Annotated in this window: 12 protein-coding genes and 9 tRNA genes; 5 read left to right on the forward strand and 16 right to left on the reverse strand. The window is 50.0% G+C overall.

Annotated elements, in window-relative coordinates; translation table 11 throughout:
* Positions 1-9: 9 nt before the first annotated feature.
* The 4 genes from ACXAG2_RS02425 to ACXAG2_RS02440 form a co-directional block, all read right to left on the reverse strand.
* Positions 10-3,138: an efflux RND transporter permease subunit gene (locus ACXAG2_RS02425; protein ID WP_474864291.1), complete on the reverse strand. Its 3,129-nt coding sequence runs from the start codon at positions 3,136-3,138 to the stop codon at positions 10-12.
* Entirely contained in the window at positions 3,138-4,196 is a 1,059-nt protein-coding gene (locus tag ACXAG2_RS02430) for an efflux RND transporter periplasmic adaptor subunit (protein ID WP_474864292.1), read from the reverse strand. Before ACXAG2_RS02430 ends, ACXAG2_RS02425 begins: the two co-directional genes overlap by 1 nt.
* Positions 4,197-4,544: 348 nt before the next feature.
* Entirely contained in the window at positions 4,545-7,070 is a 2,526-nt protein-coding gene (locus ACXAG2_RS02435; RefSeq protein ID WP_474864294.1) for an ABC transporter permease, read from the reverse strand.
* Between the two features lies 1 nt (position 7,071).
* Positions 7,072-7,767 carry an ABC transporter ATP-binding protein gene (locus ACXAG2_RS02440; protein ID WP_474845393.1) on the reverse strand — a complete coding sequence of 232 codons (696 nt, stop codon included), beginning with the start codon at positions 7,765-7,767 and terminating at the stop codon, positions 7,072-7,074.
* Positions 7,768-7,789: 22 nt separating this feature from the next.
* Here ACXAG2_RS02440 and ACXAG2_RS02445 point away from each other — a divergent pair, with 22 nt between their 5' ends.
* Complete coding sequence (locus ACXAG2_RS02445; protein WP_474864456.1) at positions 7,790-8,458, forward strand: arylesterase; 669 nt, start codon at positions 7,790-7,792, stop codon at positions 8,456-8,458.
* A 54-nt stretch (positions 8,459-8,512) separates the two neighbouring features.
* Here ACXAG2_RS02445 and ACXAG2_RS02450 read toward each other — a convergent pair whose 3' ends face one another.
* The 12 genes from ACXAG2_RS02450 to gltX all read right to left on the reverse strand — a co-directional run bounded on the left by ACXAG2_RS02450 (position 8,513) and on the right by gltX (position 17,639).
* On the reverse strand, positions 8,513-9,790 hold the full coding sequence (locus ACXAG2_RS02450; protein ID WP_474864296.1) for an amidohydrolase family protein: 1,278 nt from the start codon (positions 9,788-9,790) through the stop codon (positions 8,513-8,515).
* On the reverse strand, positions 9,787-11,208 hold the full coding sequence (locus tag ACXAG2_RS02455) for an amidohydrolase (protein ID WP_474864458.1): 1,422 nt from the start codon (positions 11,206-11,208) through the stop codon (positions 9,787-9,789). Before ACXAG2_RS02455 ends, ACXAG2_RS02450 begins: the two co-directional genes overlap by 4 nt.
* 118 nt (positions 11,209-11,326) lie before the next feature.
* Positions 11,327-12,277, reverse strand: coding sequence for a tRNA dihydrouridine(16) synthase DusC (dusC, locus tag ACXAG2_RS02460; protein ID WP_474864298.1), 951 nt, complete (start codon positions 12,275-12,277; stop codon positions 11,327-11,329).
* Positions 12,278-12,421: 144 nt separating this feature from the next.
* Positions 12,422-12,580, reverse strand: a complete 159-nt coding sequence (locus ACXAG2_RS02465; protein ID WP_303574655.1) for a hypothetical protein — start codon at positions 12,578-12,580, stop codon at positions 12,422-12,424.
* Positions 12,581-12,670: 90 nt separating this feature from the next.
* Positions 12,671-13,579, reverse strand: coding sequence for a M14 family metallopeptidase (locus ACXAG2_RS02470; RefSeq protein WP_474864299.1), 909 nt, complete (start codon positions 13,577-13,579; stop codon positions 12,671-12,673).
* A gap of 169 nt (positions 13,580-13,748) precedes the next feature.
* Positions 13,749-14,804, reverse strand: coding sequence for a tetratricopeptide repeat protein (locus ACXAG2_RS02475; RefSeq protein WP_474864300.1), 1,056 nt, complete (start codon positions 14,802-14,804; stop codon positions 13,749-13,751).
* A gap of 177 nt (positions 14,805-14,981) precedes the next feature.
* A tRNA-Glu gene (locus tag ACXAG2_RS02480) sits at positions 14,982-15,057 on the reverse strand.
* A gap of 192 nt (positions 15,058-15,249) precedes the next feature.
* Positions 15,250-15,325 (reverse strand) — tRNA-Glu (locus ACXAG2_RS02485).
* A gap of 259 nt (positions 15,326-15,584) precedes the next feature.
* Positions 15,585-15,660: transfer RNA gene (locus ACXAG2_RS02490), tRNA-Glu, on the reverse strand.
* Between the two features lie 191 nt (positions 15,661-15,851).
* Positions 15,852-15,927 (reverse strand) — tRNA-Glu (locus tag ACXAG2_RS02495).
* 136 nt (positions 15,928-16,063) lie between these two features.
* Positions 16,064-16,139: transfer RNA gene (locus tag ACXAG2_RS02500), tRNA-Ala, on the reverse strand.
* Between the two features lie 90 nt (positions 16,140-16,229).
* The gene (gene gltX, locus ACXAG2_RS02505; RefSeq protein WP_474864301.1) at positions 16,230-17,639 is read right to left on the reverse strand and encodes a glutamate--tRNA ligase; all 1,410 of its coding nucleotides are present in this window, start codon (positions 17,637-17,639) and stop codon (positions 16,230-16,232) included.
* Between the two features lie 300 nt (positions 17,640-17,939).
* Between gltX and ACXAG2_RS02510 the strand changes: the two genes are divergently transcribed.
* The 4 genes from ACXAG2_RS02510 to ACXAG2_RS02525 all read left to right on the forward strand — a co-directional run bounded on the left by ACXAG2_RS02510 (position 17,940) and on the right by ACXAG2_RS02525 (position 18,424).
* Positions 17,940-18,015, forward strand: a tRNA-Val gene (locus ACXAG2_RS02510).
* Between the two features lie 36 nt (positions 18,016-18,051).
* Positions 18,052-18,127, forward strand: a tRNA-Val gene (locus ACXAG2_RS02515).
* A 42-nt stretch (positions 18,128-18,169) separates the two neighbouring features.
* Positions 18,170-18,245, forward strand: a tRNA-Val gene (locus tag ACXAG2_RS02520).
* A gap of 103 nt (positions 18,246-18,348) precedes the next feature.
* Positions 18,349-18,424: transfer RNA gene (locus tag ACXAG2_RS02525), tRNA-Val, on the forward strand.
* The last annotated feature ends 92 nt before the right edge of the window (positions 18,425-18,516 follow it).

Below are 18,516 nucleotides of genomic sequence, written 5' to 3' on the forward strand. Positions count from 1 at the left end.
GGCGCCGCTCTAATCCCTGGCTGAGGTCAGGGATTTTATTTTCTCTCCCAACATCAGCAAAGCCGGTGTCAGCAGCAATGTGAGCAGGGTCGCAAATGTCAGACCACCGGCGATGGTACTCGACAATACTGTCCACCACTGCGCTGACGGCGCCCCCACAGAAATGTTCCGGCCGACAATATCAATGGTCAGCGCAAACACCATGGGCAATAAACCCAGAATAGTGGTAACGGACGTCAGCAGTACCGGTCTGGCACGCTGCGCAGCCGTGCGCAGAATGGCCTCTTTGGCATCCATGCCCTCACTCTTAAGGGCATTATAGGTATCGATTAAAACGATATTGTTGTTTACCACTATGCCTGCAAGAGCAATGGTGCCGATACCACTCATAACCACCACGAAGGATTGCGACGTGACCATCAGGCCAATTAACACGCCCGCTGTCGAAAAAATAATTGCGCTCAGTACCACAAAGGCCTGATAGAAACTGTTGAACTGGGTCACCAGAATGATCAGCATCAGGAAAATCGATCCGATAAAAGCATTACTCAGGAATGTCATTGACTCCTGGGTGTCTTCATCCTCGCCCTTAAACGACAACATAACGTCAGCAGGTAGAGGCGATTCGATAAGCTTTTCACGCATCTGTTTCAGCTTTTGATCCAGTAACTCACCTTCTGCAATTTCAGCCTTGATGGTATAGGTCCGTGCACCATCAAGACGGTTTATCCGCCCGGTTTTTGGGGCAGGCTCAATGGTCACGAAGTTACCAATGGGTACAGAGCCGTTGGCAGACGGAATACGAAGTTGATAGAGCTGTTCAATATTGCGGAAGGTTTCCGGGAAGCGCAGACGAATTTCGACTTCTTCCTCGGCATCATCCGGGCGGTATTCCGCCAGCATGGCACCATTGGTGATTAACTTCACCACATTCCCCAGCAGGGTGACATCCACGTTGTACTGGGCTGCCAGCTCTCTGTCCACGTTTAAACGCCACTCCACACTGGGCAGAGGCCGGGAGTCTTCAACATCAACAAAACCACCCGTTTCTTCCATTAGGGCAAGAATATGTTCCGTGCCTTCAATCAGACTGTCATTACTGATCCCGCTGAGGACAATTTCCACCGGTTTACCGGAGGACGGCCCCATGTCGGGCAACCGTACCTGTACTTTGATGCCGGGGATGGTTTCAACATATTCACGTATATCAGCCATGATTTCTGACGCCGGCGGACGGGTTTCCCAGTCGCTTAATTCAAGCTGGATAACGCCGATAACGTCTTCCGGCATTTCCGACTCATTACCACCACCGCCACCAATTGTGCGGGCGTACACCGAGTCGAGATTGTCCTGCTGCAACAAAAACGTCTCGACTTTCTTAACCAGTTTATCGCGTTCATAAATAGATAAATCACCCCGTGCCTGCACCTGAATTTGCAGATATTCAGGTTCAATGTCCGGGAAGAACAACACGCCACGGCCAAAGAAACCGTAAAGCACAAAGGTCATGAACATAATACCCAGTGCCGCCAGGGTGGACTTGCCGGGATGATTTACAATGTTCTTTAAAAATCGCAGATAGCGGCCCAGCCATCCCTGAATATCATCCAGGTTGCCCTTCTCCGCCATGCGGATAAATTTCACCGTATCAGACTGGGTATCAACGCTGACTTTACGGGTAATCACACCGCCAAGTACGGGGATAAATATCAGCGCCATAAATAACGAGGCGGTTAATGTAATGATGACGGTCAGCGGCAGGAAACTCATAAACTCCCCCACCAGGCCAGGCCACACCAGTAGCGGGAAGAATACGGTCAGCGTGGTGATGGTTGAAGCAATGATAGGCCACGCCATGCGTTTGGAAGCGGTGGCGAAAGCAGTTTTCGGCGGCTCACCTTCAGCAATTTTCCGGTCTGCCAGCTCGATGGTAACAATGGCGCCGTCAACCAGCATACCCACTACCAAAATCAGGCTGAACAGCACAATCATATTCATGGTCATGCCGAAGAAAAATATCACCGTCATGGCCGCCAGAAATGAACCGGGAATAGCCATACCGACCAGGATGCTCGGCCGTATACCAAGGGCAAACACAATCACTATCATCACCAGAATAATGGCGGTCAGCACGTTATTTTCGAGATCACCCAGCATGCTCTTAATTTCACCGGATTTGTCCTGCAGATAGTCTACTTTGATGGTATCCGGCCACTGCGTTCTTGCCAGTTCCACCAGATTGCGCACGTCTGCTATTGTTTCGATAATATTCGCGCCACTTCGTTTTGATACTTCAAGGGCAATGGCTTTTTCACCCCGGAGACGGGCGAAGCTGGTGGGATCTTTGAAGGTACGGCGAATTGTGGCCACATCATCGAAGGTGACGATGGTGTTCCCTACTTTTTTCACCGGCAAGGTAGCCAAATCCTGCATGGTTTCAATGACGCCCGGCACTTTAAACACCATGCGGCCGGCACTGGCATCAATAGCCCCGGCAGCCACCAGCTGATTATTCTGACTGACAAAATTCAGCACATCCGGAAAAGACAGGTTATACGTTTCCAGCGCAACCGGGTCGATAATGACTTCAAGTAATTCTTCCCTATCACCGGCAATGTCCACTTCCAGTACACCGGATAAAGCTTCAATTTCATCCTGCAGACGGCGGGCAATATTCACCAGTGTGCGTTCAGGAATGTCGCCGGACAGCATGACAGTCAGCACCGGGAAGAGTGACAGGTTCACTTCGGTCACTCTGGGCTCTTCACTGCCCGGAGGCAACTCCGCTTTGGCCAGATCGACTTTTTCCCTGACATCAAGCAACGCCTGGTCAGCATCAAAGCCGGCTTCAAACTCCATCACCACCGAGGCAAAGCCCTGAATGGCCGTCCCTTTCATTTCTTTTAAGCCTTCAATGGATTGAAGCTCTTTCTCCAGCGGCCTCACCAGCAGGCGTTCGCTGTCTTCCGGTGCAATACCGTCGTACACCACCGAGACATAAATAAACGGAATCGTGATGTCCGGTTCAGACTCTTTCGGAATGGCGAAATAAGCGCTGGCGCCGGCAATGGTAAGAACAAAGAATACCAACGCTACAGTACGGGTGCGGGCAAATGCCGCATCGATAATCGCATTCATTATCTGGCCGCCTTCTCAACAGGCGTCACCACATTACCGGCATCCACAAAGCCCTGCCCTGTGGTGATAAGACGCACGGTATCAGGCAAACCGGTTACCCAGGCCCCCTCATTGTCAGATTGCAGCAACGAGACCTGATGAAACGCCACTTTGTTGTCATTACCAACCGACTTCACGCCAATTCGTCCGTCGGCATCCAGCGTGAAGGTTGCAGGAGATACGTAATGGGCTTTCACTTCATTCACGTGCAGGGTGACCGTGGCGCTGGACCCTGATTTCAGTTTTCCGTCGGGATTGGGTATGCCGATTTCAGCAAGATAGGTACGGGATTCACTGCTGGCATAAGGAGCAATGAAGCGGACTTTACCTGATACCTGCTCGCCGGTGGCAAGCTTAATATCTGCCTGCAGCCCTTTTTTGACTTCATTCACCCGTTGTTGCGCGATTTGGATCTCAACCACCAGTACCGAATTGTCCACCAGCTCCAGCATCGGATCGCCGATACTTACCACATCGCCGCTTTCTGCAGACAAGCTCTGGACTTCGCCGTCAAAAGGCGCCACAGGACGCACAAAATTAATATCTGAACGGATGTTCGCGATGGCGGCTTCAGACGCTTTTACATTTGCCAGAGCGGTGTCGAGCTCTGATTCACTTTGATACTGCTTATCAGCTAGTTGCGATAAACGCTTATAGGTTTTCTTACGGGCTTCGTACAAGGCTTCCTGCTGCTCAAGCTGAATAAGTCTGTCTTCCATATCAATGGTCAGTAAGGTATCACCCTTTTGTACAGAGTCGCCTTCGCTTACCGAAATCTGCTCAATACGTCCCGCCGTCTGGGCTTTAATTTCCAGTAAGCGTTCCGGCACGGTTTGCCCCTGAACCACCAGCGAAACTGGTGTAACTTGCGCTTCAGAAACCGTCACTTCCACAGAAAATGGCTGGCTCTCACTTTGAGTCTGATTTTGCTCTTCGGGCTCTGATGAAAAAAGTCCGGAGACCATCCATGCACATATAAGAAGAATAAACAGGAGTGCGAAAACAGATGATTTATTCATTGTCAGATGAAATCCTTTGTCAGGCTGGGTGTCATTTTTATTTTGTTGAACGTAATGATTGTGGTCACTGCGAAGCAATTATTTTCAGGCCGGAGAACGAATTGTCAGAACGACCGGCGGCAATATTGCGTAAGTTATCACAGGCAACGTAAAGAGGTGTTGTAAATTTTGTAACGAAATAAAAAAACGCTGTGCAGAAAAGATGAAAATCTGAAGCCTGCCAGCTGGCGGGACAGTGACTGGAAAATATCAGGAAAGGAGCCGGTTCAGAGAGTGAAACACTGTTCTCTGAACCGGTTTATACCGCCGGTACAGCTACTTAGTACCGCAGTAAATTCAATAGCGTCGTTACACCATTTTCCGAAGCAACGCTGTGGTATTTAATGACAGCAAACGCCAGCAGCCCAATGCCCCCAATACACCCACAACAATCGCTCCGGTCACCGGTGCAATCACCCAAAACTCCGGATGCAACGATGCTTCCATCTGAAAAATTTGTGTTTGCAGTAAATAGAGACTGAGCTCATTGGCAAGTGCGGCCATAAACCCGGCCACGACGCCGATGATGACAAATTCATATACCACGCTCAGGCGGATCAGCGAACCTTTCGCTCCCAGAGTACGAAGTATCGCCAGTTCCTGCTGACGCTCGTCCATTGACGCCTGGACCTGTGCTATCAGCACCAGTGCGCCGGCAGCCAGTACCAGAATCAAAATAAACTCAACAGCCAGCGAGACCTGGTCAACTATATCCCGCAACTGATTGATACGGGCATCCACGTCAAACAAGGTGGCGGATGGGAATGGCTTCAGCAACTCTGTCAGTTCCGGCTTTCTTTCCGATGGCAGGAAGAAACTGGTGATATAGGTTGGTGAAAACGCCGCCATCGCTTCAGGTGACAAGACAAAGAAGAAATTGGGTTGCATAGTTTGCCAGTCGACTTTTCGTAAACTGGTTACCCGCGCCTGCACCTCTTCACTGCCGATATTAAATGTCAGCACATCATTAAGCCGGATATCCAGCCTGCCGGCCACTTCCTCTTCTACAGATACAGGATAAATCCCGTCCTCCGGCGCGGACGTCGCATTACCCTGCCACTCACCGGCAACGATTTCATTGCCAAATTGCAGAGTGTTACTCCATGTCAGATTCGCTTCACGGCCCAAACCGTCCCGGCCTTCACGGGGACCTTCCCTGTCTTCTTTCGAGACTTCCGTATTCACACGGTCATCATTCACCGCAACGAACCGCCCGCGTACAACGGGATAAAAGTCAGAAGCTTCCACGTCCGCCAGCTCGAAATGCGATTGCAACTGAGGTTTCTGACTTTGGGTGATATTGATAAGGAAATAATTAGGCGTGCCTTCAGGCAACTGTGCCCGCCATTGCGCGACCATATCGTTGCGCATAACCAGCACTACCAGCAACAACAATAAGGTCACGGAGAAACTGATAAGCTGCACACTGTTATCCATGGAGCGCCTGCGGATACGGGCCCACGCCAGCTGCCACGGTCCCATGCTGCCGCTGCCCAGTTTGCGTCCCACACGGATAAGACCCAGCGTAACAAGCAGCAAACCGGCGACCAGCGCAATGCCGGACACGAACAGAATGGCACTGATTTTCAAATCCTGACTGTACGTCCACATCAGTAAGAAAATTGCCCCCCCCGCGGCCAGAAACTGCAGGGATTTTGAGCTCATTCCTGCGCCAACATCACGGCGCAGTACCCGCAGCGGAGGCACTGAAAATAAGCGCAGTAATGGATACAGTGAAAACAGGAGCGCACAAACCACACCGGTAAAGACAGCAATCAGCACCGGCCTCCAGTGCCACACATCCAGTGATACATCCACCTGATCAGCCAGCGCCGTCACCACTATCTGCTGAATAATAACGCCGGCAGTAATACCAATCACGATGCCTACCAGGGTGATAAAACAAATTTGCATGGTGTAAATGCGACGTATTGTGGTTTTGCTCGCCCCCAGGGTTTTCATAATGGCTACAGGGTCAAAATGACGCTGACTGTATCGCTGGGCGGCAACGGCAATCGACACCGCAGCCAGAATGATGGCAAGCAGACTGGCGAGCAGGAAATAACGTTCGGCACGCTTCACCGAGCGGCCGACCGGAGACTCATCATCTTCGACAGACTGCCAGCGGTGAATTTCATCATCAAGCTGCGGACGCAGCCACTCATAAAACGTGTCGAGTTGTGACGTATCACCGGTAAAATAGGCTTTGTACGTCACCCGGCTGCCGGGGCCGGTGATATTTGCAGCCGGTAAATCGGCTTCACGGATTATTACGATGGGGTCGGTTGAGAAAATGCTGAAACCGGCATCAGGAATTTCAGACAGCACATTTGTTACTGTAAATGCGGCGTCGCCCACATAAACGGTTCCTCCGGGCTCAACATCCAGCAGTTGAAATAACCGCGAATCTATCCACGCTTCGCCGGGTTGAGGTAAACCTGTAGCCGGCTTCGCTTCTCCGAAAGGCGAGTCCGTCACCAGAATTTCACCCTTTAACGGATAGTGTCCGTCTACGGCACGCAAATCCACCAGTGACATCTGCTCTTCACCGAATGCCATAGAACGGGTGGCGACCTGTGTCGCAGTGCCCAGTCCGTCTGTTTGCGCCTGTGCAATCCAGGCCGGATCCACCGGTTGAGAGGCGCGTAACTGACTGTCTGCAGCCATAAAGCTGGCGGAGCGCTCGGTAAGTGCGCCCTGAAGGCGCTCACTGAACAACGACAGAGACAACACCGACGCCACTGATAACACAATAGCGAGCAGGATAATGGTAAGTTCACCCCGCCGGGCCTCATGCTTAAATAAACGCCACGCTAAATTAAATGCCATCCCCATATCAGGCTTCCTCAGCGACAGGACCGGATGATACCGTGGTTTCAGTCAGTTCCCCCGCCTGCATCGTCAGCTGTCGTGAGCAACGTAGTGCCAGCTCGTTATCATGGGTAACCAGCACCAGTGTCGTGCCCAGTTCACGGTTCATCTGAAATAAAAGCTGCTCAATTTTTTCACTGTTGGCAGCATCGAGATTACCTGTAGGCTCATCGGCAAAGAGGATTTTTGGCTGACCGATAAACGCTCTTGCGATAGCAACCCGTTGTTGCTCGCCGCCGGACAGCTGATTAGGGTAATGATGGGCTCTGTGGGACAAGCCCACCTGTTCCAGAATTTTCTTCGCGCGGCCTTTCGCATCACTTAGCCCTGAAATCTCCGCAGGCAGCATGACGTTCTCGATGGCTGTCAGACTTTGCACCAGCATAAAGCTCTGGAAAATAAACCCGACTTTCTCTCCCCTCAGCTGTGCCCGCGCCTCTTCGTTCATGGTATGAAGGGGAGCGCCGTCGAGATGGATTTCTCCGCTGCTCACTTCATCCAGCCCGGCCAGCAGACTCAGTAAAGTGGATTTGCCGGAACCAGACGCGCCGACAATGGCAACAGACTCACCTGCCTTGACTTCGAATGAAATTGATTGAAGGATCTGAAGCTCACCTTCACTCGTAGATACTGTTTTCGTAATATTTCGGGTGCTAATCATAGGAGTTGTCACTGCCGTGTTTTTGTTACAACGATACCGCCGCTTTGCTTTTGCATGGGCTCTTTTATTTTTACAGCTGTTGGTGGTTTCAGATCATCTGCACGCTGCGTCAGAAAATCAGCAAACATCACCGCATTTCAAACTGTTAGTCCTGGGTGATAGCCTAAGTGCAGGCTATGGTTTAAAGCAACAGGAAGGCTGGGTTAGTTTGTTACAAAATATCTGGAATGACGAACAGCATCAGATCGATGTAATAAACGCCGCGATAAGCGGAGAAACCACAGACGGCGGCCTGGCCAGACTTCCCAGATTGCTGGAACAACATCAGCCAACACATGTACTTATAGAATTGGGTGGTAATGACGGATTACAAGGTCATCCGGTCACAAAGACAAAATCCAATCTGAACGAAATAGTTAAGCTGGCAAAAGCGTCCGGGGCTACTGTATTCATACAGGATATGGAAATTCCTACCAATTACGGGCGTCGTTACACACAAATGTTCGCCAATGCATTTGACGCGGTGGCAGAAGAAAATGACATAAATTTAATCCCGTTTTTCCTGCAACAGGTAGCGCTGGATAAATCACTAATGCAAAACGACGGCATTCATCCTAATGCAGAAGCCCAGCCAATGATTGCACAATTTATGGCTCAGCAACTCGCTCCGCTCATTCTGAACCGGAGCTGAGCCCGCCAGTTCAAAAAAGAGGATGCCCGGCATCCTCTTGTTTGTTTTACATCTTTACGGCTTCACATAATGTGAAGTCACGCCTTCAGGTTGTTCTGTCAGTTTCATGTAGCGGTCACGAAGTTTAGTTTGACGGGAAGACATTTCAATGGCTTCGCCTTCAATATAGACCTGTTCTGCCACTTCTGTGACTTCAAGGGGATCACCACTCCAGATCACCACATCGGCGCGTTTGCCCGGAGCAAGTGAACCAACCTGACCGTCCACACCCAGAATCGCGGCAGGGACTGAAGTAAGACTGGCGATACCACCTTCATAACTCAGGCCGTTGGCAACAGCATTCCCGGCATGCTGGGCAGCCAGACGGATATTGTGAGTTTCCATACCGATGGCAACTTTCACTCCGGCTTCTTCCAGTCTTGCCGCGTTATGTAACGTTGCACCTAACTGCTCAAAGTTACCGGGTAAGTTCAGCTGCGGATCAAGAATGACCGGCACGCCTGCCTCAGCCAGCTCATCAGCAACACGCCAGGCTTCCACACCATGCAGTAACACAAGATGCATGGCCGGGTGACGCTTTTTAAACGCCAGCACCTGGCGGATATCTGCTGCACGGTCGGCTTCGATGAATAATGGTACGTCACCGCTGACAACACCTTTGAGCGCTTTAATATCAGCACGGGCGTTAATACCGTCCCAGCTTGAGGTCAGTGAAGGTACGGACTTCGTGCTGCTGACTTCATCAAACAGTGCTTCCAGTGTCACCCACAATGCAGCCCTTGAGCCGCCATGGCTGTCGGCTGAATTACCGTCCACGTTCACCACCATAAAGGCTTTGTTTTTTAATATCTCTGCGTTGTCGTCAAGACTGATCACCGCACCCTGGCCATGGAATAACATGTCAGTGTACTGTACCGTCGTTGCCGCTGAGGTTACCCCTTCAATACGGCTTACGTCGATAAGCGTGGAATCAGGATTAATCGCGTATGTGACATCCAGAGCCGCACCGGTTGTGCTGACAGGCGTTGCTCCGGCAGAAGAATCCACCTCGCCCGCCCAGGACGACACTTCAACAAGGCCAAGAGAGGTTAACGCACCGACAAAGCCGGGCGTGACAACTTTTCCGCTGGCATCCACACGGGTATAGCCCGCCGGCACGTTGCCGCCGGCTGTCACTTTTTCAATTTTGCCGTCTTTAATCAATACAGTGCCGTTTTCTACCGTGCCCTGTGCTGTCTGGGTAAGTACTTTCGCCCCTGTAATGGCAATATTCTCAGCCATTACACCGGTACTGAGTGCTGCGGCAACAGCAAGTGTTAATAAGCGCTTCATTTTACATCTCCTTCACCGACCTGACCCACTTCAAAATCGCTTAACGGCCAGCTGTCCGGGCTCTTCAGATCGTAAGCCTTGCCACCATCGATATAGACCTGTTCAGCTTTGGTGTAAGTCGAGAAAGGATTCCCTGTCCATAATACAAGATCGGCATTCTTTCCTGCTTCCAGAGAACCGGTTTTATCAAAAATCCCCAGTGATTTTGCCGGGTTGGCGCTCAGCCATTGCCACGCATCGGCCATAGAGATATCCATGCCGGCACGTTTACCGTCAGACCAGGCTTTGGCCGCTTCCTGATTTAAGCGCTGAATGCCGAGTTCGTCGTCACTGTGTACAATGGCACAGGCTTTCGCAGCGTGTACCACCGGAATGTTTTCACGGATCCCGTCATAAGCTTCCAGCTTGAAGCCCCACCAGTCGGCCCACATGGAGGCACACACATTGTTTTCTGCCAGCTTGTCGGCAATTTTGTAGCCTTCAACAGCATGGTGGAATGAGGAAATCTGATAGTTAAATTCCTTCATCATGTCCATCATGACCGTCATTTCATCAGCGCGATAGCAATGCATATGCACAAGAATGTCACCATTAAGCACGCCGGCCATGGTTTCTAAATCCAGATCCCGTTTCGGGGCCTTGGGATCTTTCCCTGCATCGCAATCCGCTTCGTATTTGTCCCATTCACGCATATAAGCCTGAGCGTCAGACCACGCCTGACGATAGCCTTTAACATTGCCCATACGGGTCATCGGGCCGCCTTTCTGACCATACACACGTTTCGGATTTTCACCGCAGGCCATTTTCATCCCGTAGGGGGCATCCGGAAATTTCATATCCTGCATAGTGCGGCTTGGTACGTTCTTCAGTACCACTGAACGGCCGCCAAATAAATTCGCTGAGCCGGGCAGTATTTGCAACGAGGTGACACCACCCGCCAGAGCGCGGCCGAAACCGGGATCCTGTGGCCATACGGAATGCTCAGCCCATACGCCGGGAGTTACCGGCTTCGTCATTTCGTTTCCGTCAGACGTAGAGCCCACCGAAGGGGACGGATAAACACCAAGGTGGCTGTGGTTGTCGATAATGCCGGGAGTAACCCACTTTCCGTCACCGTCGATAACAACCGTATCAGCGGGGTATTCAACAGTTTCACCTGTCGCTACAATTTTCCCGTCAGCAAAATAAATCATGCCGTTTTCAATGCGGTTACCCACACCATCGAGGATGGTGACGTTGGTAATGACTGTGGGCTTTCCGGCTATGGGTGTGTAAGTGCCGGGATAAGGATCGGTATTGATTGACACATAAGGCGCCTGCTCTACCTTTTCAGCCGGCTTATCGGAACAAGCGACTAAAACAGTGGAACACAGACAAGCCAGCGCTAAGGCCAGCTTTGTTGGTGTGTGTTTCATGATGTTTTCCGTTTTTTTATTGTTTACGTTTTTAGTATGAGTATTGCGGCTGTTTCTGTCGAAAAGCCCTCCCCATTAATAACCTAGACAATTGCGGGAAAACAAACAATATGCGGTGAGATTAAGCGACGCTGCTATGCGAGGACTGACGACGCAGTACAGCGACAATTTCATCCGCTTTTTGCAATTTACGGATATCATTAAACAGGGTCTCCGCTTGCGGATACTGACGCTTAAGATAACCACACCATTGCTTAATGCGGTTCGGATAGTACCGTCCCTTATCGCCGTAAATCTCATAGCCGGAATAATGAATCAATAAGTCCGCCACTTCTTCCCAGCGCATAACCGCCTGCTCGCCCCGGATAGTCCGCGCCAGATTCGGCATGGCCAGTGCGCCGCGCCCCAGCATCAAATCGGTACAGCCGGATTGCTCCTGACAGCGCAGTGCATCATCCGCATGCCAGATTTCACCGTTAGCAACCAGCGGAATATTGGTGTGAGCGCGAATTTTAGCAATCCAGTCCCAGTAAGCAGGAGGCTTATAACCCTCGGTTTTAGTGCGGGCATGCACGACAAGCTGGTCCGCGCCTGCCTCTGTAATAGCAATGGCATTTTCAATGGCTAGAGATTTATCTTCAAAACCCAGCCTGATTTTCGCCGTGACAGGCTGATTTGCCGGCACGGCGTCCCGTACCGCTTTGACAATGTTGTAAAGGGTTTCCGTTTCTTTCAGCAACACTGCCCCGCCCTTGCTTTTGTTCACGGTTTTTGCCGGACATCCGAAGTTCAGATCCACACCGGGGGAACCCAGCTCGACTGCTGTTTGCGCATTTTCTGCCAGCCACTCAGGGTGCTGGCCCAGTAGCTGAACCCTTACCGGTACGCCAGACGGTGTCACACTGCCGTTATGCAACTCAGGACAAAGCTTATAGAAGGTTTTATGCGGTAACTTTTGATCGACCACCCGCACGAATTCGGTCACACATAAATCAAAGCCCCCCACGCGGGTAAGCATGTCTCTCATCAGATGGTCAACGACCCCTTCCATGGGAGCAAGTAAGATTCTCATGTGTTTACACTGTGCCGGTATGGTTTAGAAACGGGCGCGAAGTTTAGCAGAGAAAAGGCAGCGAATCATCCTGCCACAGATGAAATGAAAGCCGTTGAGTAAGGGGTAATACAATATGAAGGATGATACTGCGAGGTTCGCCGGTTAACTGGCGATGTTTTTAACGTCCTGAGCAATCCACAAACACACGTAGCATCCGAACTCACGGGTCAGGTACTGTTCGAACTCAGCTTTGGTTTCGCAATCGTGAGAAACGATGCGCTGTCGGTTGCCGTCGTAAATCAATGCTTTGAAAGTATACATAGTGTGCCTCGCTGAGTCAGGAAGCACACTATACATTTAGACGTCTATACCTTCAAACGTCCGGAAGTGTAAACAAAGAATATTTTGTTCTTAACCGGCCAGAATATATTCCAGACCACCTATGATGGCTGCAACCTGAGCATCATTGCATATTTCATCAGAGGCTGTTGGACTGTCGGGATAAACCTCGGTTGTCGTAACGTATGGCGCATCAGTCAGGCCTCCGCACAGAAACAGGGATTTCTTGTCATAGCTGATCACACCATCGTAAAGCACCTCTGCCCCGATGATTTTGTTATTTTCATCTGCAGGTGCGATGTGTGTAACGCCCCGCACTTTTTCGATGACCGCTTTCTGAAAATCCAGCTCAACCTTCCCGCTGTCAGCAACCAGATAAAAACCATCTGGGATCTCCCAGACGTCCTGAGTGATACCATCCCGCGCACCCAGGGCCGGCCTGAACTCGGAGTTATCAGTATCAGTGGTTTCGTGTAAATCGATGTGCATATGGACCGGCTCTTCAATGGCATCAACCATCGCTTTCAGCATGGCTGCTTCAGGTGCCGGAGAATCCGCGCGGAAACTGCGGTTAGGATCAACGGCAAGGGGATCCCAGCGGTTAATCGTTTCGTAACCCCATGGGCTGACACAAGGTGCAATTACGAAGTTACATTTGTCCTGCCACTCAGCCAGATGGTCTGTGGCAAACTTCAGTGCTCCCTGTACGCCGCTGGTTTCATAACCATGAACACCACCAGTAATAAGTACGGTTGGCAGGGATTTAACGAATAACTTTGGTTTGATGACGTAAAGCGGATAGCGGGACTCGTCGTAAGGTAATGCACCATACTGTGTGATTTCATAATTCTCAGGTACCGCGGGCAACCGGTCAATCACTTCTTCTTTATAGCTACGTTTAACAGACTGGGCATCCAGCCACTGTTTTTTCTCTGTGTCTGACCAGGGCGTTCCGGGGGTACCAATAGGGTAATCTTGCATATCCAACCTTTGTTTCTGTTAACAACAATGTTCTGACTGACACGATATCACGGCATTTAAAGTTGCTGTTATCGCGAGTCAGATGAATATGCACTTTATCACGTTATCCGGCCCGGCAGAGAATTACCGGGCTCGCATACTGTGACGGGCTGTCAGCCTGAAATGACAGTCAGACTTTTTTCTGCAGTTTCTTAAGCAGTTTACTGAAGCGTTCATCTTCTTTGCCGCTGATACGCTGAAGGGTAAGTTTTGCCTGCTCCTTATTATTATCATGCAGATACAATTCAGCCAGCCGGAGATTCGCCCAGTTCAGAGAAGGCAAGCCATCTGTATCGATACCGGCTTCGGGCAATTCGCTCAGGTAAGTCTCCAGCGCCTGAATGCCGGTACCGGTATATTCACCGGACTGGACCGCTGTTTGCCCCAGGCGGTAAAGACCGTATAACTGGTTAAACCGATTCTCGCTGTATGCCTCCCATGCAGACTCATCTTCTTCAGAAGCGGCCTCCAGGCGCAGCGTCAGCAAAGGCTGCAAGGTGTCAAAAGCCTGCGGGTAAGCTTCATCACTCATATATTGATCACCCAGCACGTATCTGGCATAAACCCGGGTTTCAGGTTTTTCCATCAGCTTCTTAAGGAGCGAAATGCCTTCTTCTTTTTTATCACCGGCCAGCAAATATTTTGCTTCGGCAATCTGTCCTTCGTCAGGGTCGAGTGCTGCTATATCAGCCACCAGTGATTTTGCCGTGTCCATATCGCCACCGGCTATGGATGGAACAAAAAGGTGATACTGGAAAAGAGCCTGATAAGTGCGGATTTCGTCAGGAGCCACTTCAATAGCTTTCTCCAGACTCTTACGGGCTTTTTTTGCATAGCCCAACGCTGAAAAAATACTCTCTCCTGCCTGTGCGCCCATCACACTCGCATGGAGCATGTACACACGATAATTTTCCGGATAGGCACTGATAAAATCTTCCGCTGCCTCTTCTGCGTCATCCAAATCGGTTTTCATCAGTGCAGAGATGTAAGTAGAAAAACGCTCTGCCGACTTATTCTTTTCATATTCCAGCGTCGCGATGACCTGGTCGTACTTACCATCCCTGAACCAGGCGTCCAGTGCTTCATCGGATATCAGGGTTTCTGCACTGGCAATAACCGGAAAAGTAAGCGCACTCACACAAAGCGCGACCGTCGACACACGTTTTATGAAAAGCGTTCCTTGCATAGCGATAATTCCTTTTATTAATCAACTATCAGACTAGCAAGATTAGAGGTTGGAAAGTATGTGAAAAAGTAACAATTTGTGATGATGGCAGGATCACCGGTGCAGTTCCCGCAGAATAATTCAGGCAGGTAAATTCAAGGCAAAAAAAAAGACCAGCTTTTGCTGGTCTTTATTATATGGCGTCCCCTAGGGGATTCGAACCCCTGTTACCGCCGTGAAAGGGCGGTGTCCTAGGCCTCTAGACGAAGGGGACTGAAAATCTTCTTTCAGGAGCGGAGCTCCTGAGATTTTCAGTAAGGCGAATCGAGCCCGCGAGATGAGCGACCTTATTCCTCTTACTGAACTTTCAAGTCCTAAAGATGTTTAAGTGTAACTCACTGATGCGAGCTACAAACAACAACTCCGGCCTATCTCACAGTTTCAATCGACTGTGACGCGATATAAATGGCGTCCCCTAGGGGATTCGAACCCCTGTTACCGCCGTGAAAGGGCGGTGTCCTAGGCCTCTAGACGAAGGGGACAGAAATTTTGTCTTGCGAAGCATGCTTCGCTAAATTTCTGTAAGGCGATTCACGATTTATCGTGAGAGCGGCCTTATCCTAGGTTCGGAAGCAAGCTTCCGAGATTTTCAGTAAGGCGAATCGAGCCCGCGAGATGAGCGACATTCAGCTTTACTGACTTTCAAGTCCTGAAGATGTTTAAGTGTAACTCACTGATGCAAACTACAAACAACAACTCCGGCCTATCTCACAGTTTCAATCGACTGTGACGCGATTTAAATGGCGTCCCCTAGGGGATTCGAACCCCTGTTACCGCCGTGAAAGGGCGGTGTCCTAGGCCTCTAGACGAAGGGGACTGAAATTTTGCTCAGCGAAGCATGCTTCGCTAAATTTCAGTAAAGGCAAGGTGAGCCTGCGAACCGCGCGACCTTATTGCTTTACTGACTTTCAAGTCCTGAAGATGTTGAAATGTAACTCACTGATACAAGCTACAAACAACAACTCCGGCCTAACTCACAGTTTTAACCGACTGTGACGCGATATGATATGGCGTCCCCTAGGGGATTCGAACCCCTGTTACCGCCGTGAAAGGGCGGTGTCCTAGGCCTCTAGACGAAGGGGACTGAAAATCTGCTTCGAAAGCAAGCTTTCGAGATTTTCAGTAAGGCGAATCGAGCCCGCGAGATGAGCGACCTTATTGCCTTACCTAAGAACTTACCGGAAAATACATTTCCGACTACTGTAAATTCTTTAAGAATTTGGTGGAGCCAGGCGGGATCGAACCGCCGACCTCCTGCATGCCATGCAGGCGCTCTCCCAGCTGAGCTATGGCCCCGTACTTGGAATGGTCACTATATTTCGTGTGACTGTTCCGTGACAGCGGGGCGCATTCTAGGCATACCCCGCTGCCCTGTCAACGGTTTTTTTAGGAATTTTCCCTGTTTGCTATAAAAGTAAGCGCTTTGTTTATTCTCTCTTCAATTTTGGCTTTTGAGAGCAAATTCAACGTTACATCCAGCGACGGAGAGTTACCACTTCCGGTTGCTGCAACACGTAAAGGCATACCGACTTTACCCATTCCCACACCCAAAGATTCTGCCGCCGCATTAATAGCAGCACCGATATTTTCCGGATCCCATTCTTCAATAGCCAGCAGTTTCTCTTTAACCACCTCGAGAGGCTCTTTGGCAACAGGTCGCAGATGCTTTTTCGCAGCATTTGCGTCGAAGTCTTCAAAGTCCACATAGAAGTAAGTACTGATTTCCGCCAGCTCTTTAAGTGTTTTGACACGATCAGCCTGAATGGCAATCACCGATTCCAATGCCGGTCCGGCAGCCAAATCGATATTCATCTCATCAAAATGCCATTTCAGACGTGACGCAACCTCACTGGCCGGCAAAGTTTTCATGTAGTGTTGATTCAGCCATACCAGTTTTTCAGTATTAAAAGCAGAAGCAGACTGACCAATGGCGTCCAGATCGAAATATTCAATCATTTCTTTCAGTGAGAAGATTTCCTGATCCCCGTGGGACCAACCCAGACGAACCAGATAGTTAAGTACCGCCTGCGGCAGATAACCATCATCACGATACTGCATTACACTCACGGCACCGTGACGCTTAGACAGCTTCTTGCCATCATCACCAAGAATCATAGATACGTGAGCATATTCAGGTACTGGCGCACCCAGCGCTTCCAGGATATTAATCTGACGTGGCGTGTTATTAATGTGGTCTTCGCCACGCACTACGTGAGTAATCCCCATATCCCAGTCATCCACTACAACACAGAAGTTATAAGTAGGCGAACCGTCAGAACGCTGAATAATCAGATCATCCAGCTCTTTATTACTGATTTCGATTTTGCCACGGATATGGTCGTTAATGACTACCGTGCCTTCCTGCGGGTTTTTGAAACGGATAACAAAAGGCTGACCTTCCGGATGGTCAGTACGGTCACGCCATGTACCGGGATAACGGGGCTTCTCGCCGTTTTCTTTTTGCTTTTCACGAATGGCGTCCAGTTCTTCTGCACTCATGAAGCACTTATAAGCTTTACCTTCATCCAACATTTGCTGGATCAGCGCTTTATAACGGTCAAATCGCTCAGTTTGGTAATAAGGACCTTTATCCCAGGTTAAACCCAACCATTGCATACCATCTAGAATAGCTTGCTTTGCATCATCAGTAGAACGCTCTAAATCTGTATCTTCTATACGAAGTACAAATTCCCCGCCCTTGCTTTTCGCATATAGCCAGGAATAAAGAGCGGTACGGGCACCACCTACGTGAAGATAGCCGGTAGGGCTGGGAGCAAATCGCGTTACGACAGACATGTAGTTTCTCTATCTTTAAATGGAAGTAAAAATTGCGTGCATTCTACCAGCCAATCCGGCGCGGCAAAAGCCAGCTATCGTGCCATTATTTAATATCAGCGGTTAACTGCGAAATAATGGACGGGATTTTCATTTAGTGCTTAAAATTCCGCCACTCACCGGACAAAGAAACATCCGCACCCTGCTAATTGATCGGAATTCAATCAGGCAGTCATTTTTCCGTAATTTTGTTGTTGACACCATCGAATGCAACCCTATAATACCGCCCCACTTGTCCAGCACGGACAGGGAACAAACAGCGGACGCTTAGCTCAGTTGGGAGAGCATCGCCCTTACAAGGCGAGGGTCACTGGTTCAAGTCCAGTAGCGTCCACCACTTCTCCTTGAGCGGAGGGCTGTTTGAAAAGAAAGAGGACGCTTAGCTCAGTTGGGAGAGCATCGCCCTTACAAGGCGAGGGTCACTGGTTCAAGTCCAGTAGCGTCCACCATATCTTCGGATGTTAACTTCTTTCTTTTAGCAACAAATTACCGGACGCTTAGCTCAGTTGGGAGAGCATCGCCCTTACAAGGCGAGGGTCACTGGTTCAAGTCCAGTAGCGTCCACCACTTCCCTTTGGAATGGGTACGGCGAGGGTCACTGGCTCAACAACTGCGTTGCGAGTCACAGTAGACTTCCACCACTTCTTCCATTTGTTGCAGCAAAAAATTCGGACGCTTAGCTCAGTTGGGAGAGCATCGCCCTTACAAGGCGAGGGTCACTGGTTCAAGTCCAGTAGCGTCCACCACTTTCTTTTCAGATTCCTTGTTTCATTTATATATCAAGTAACGTGTCCGTTCACTGGCTCAACAACTTCGTTGCCTGCTTTTGAGAAAAATG

The organism is Alteromonas sp. ABH4_456 (assembly GCF_056160645.1).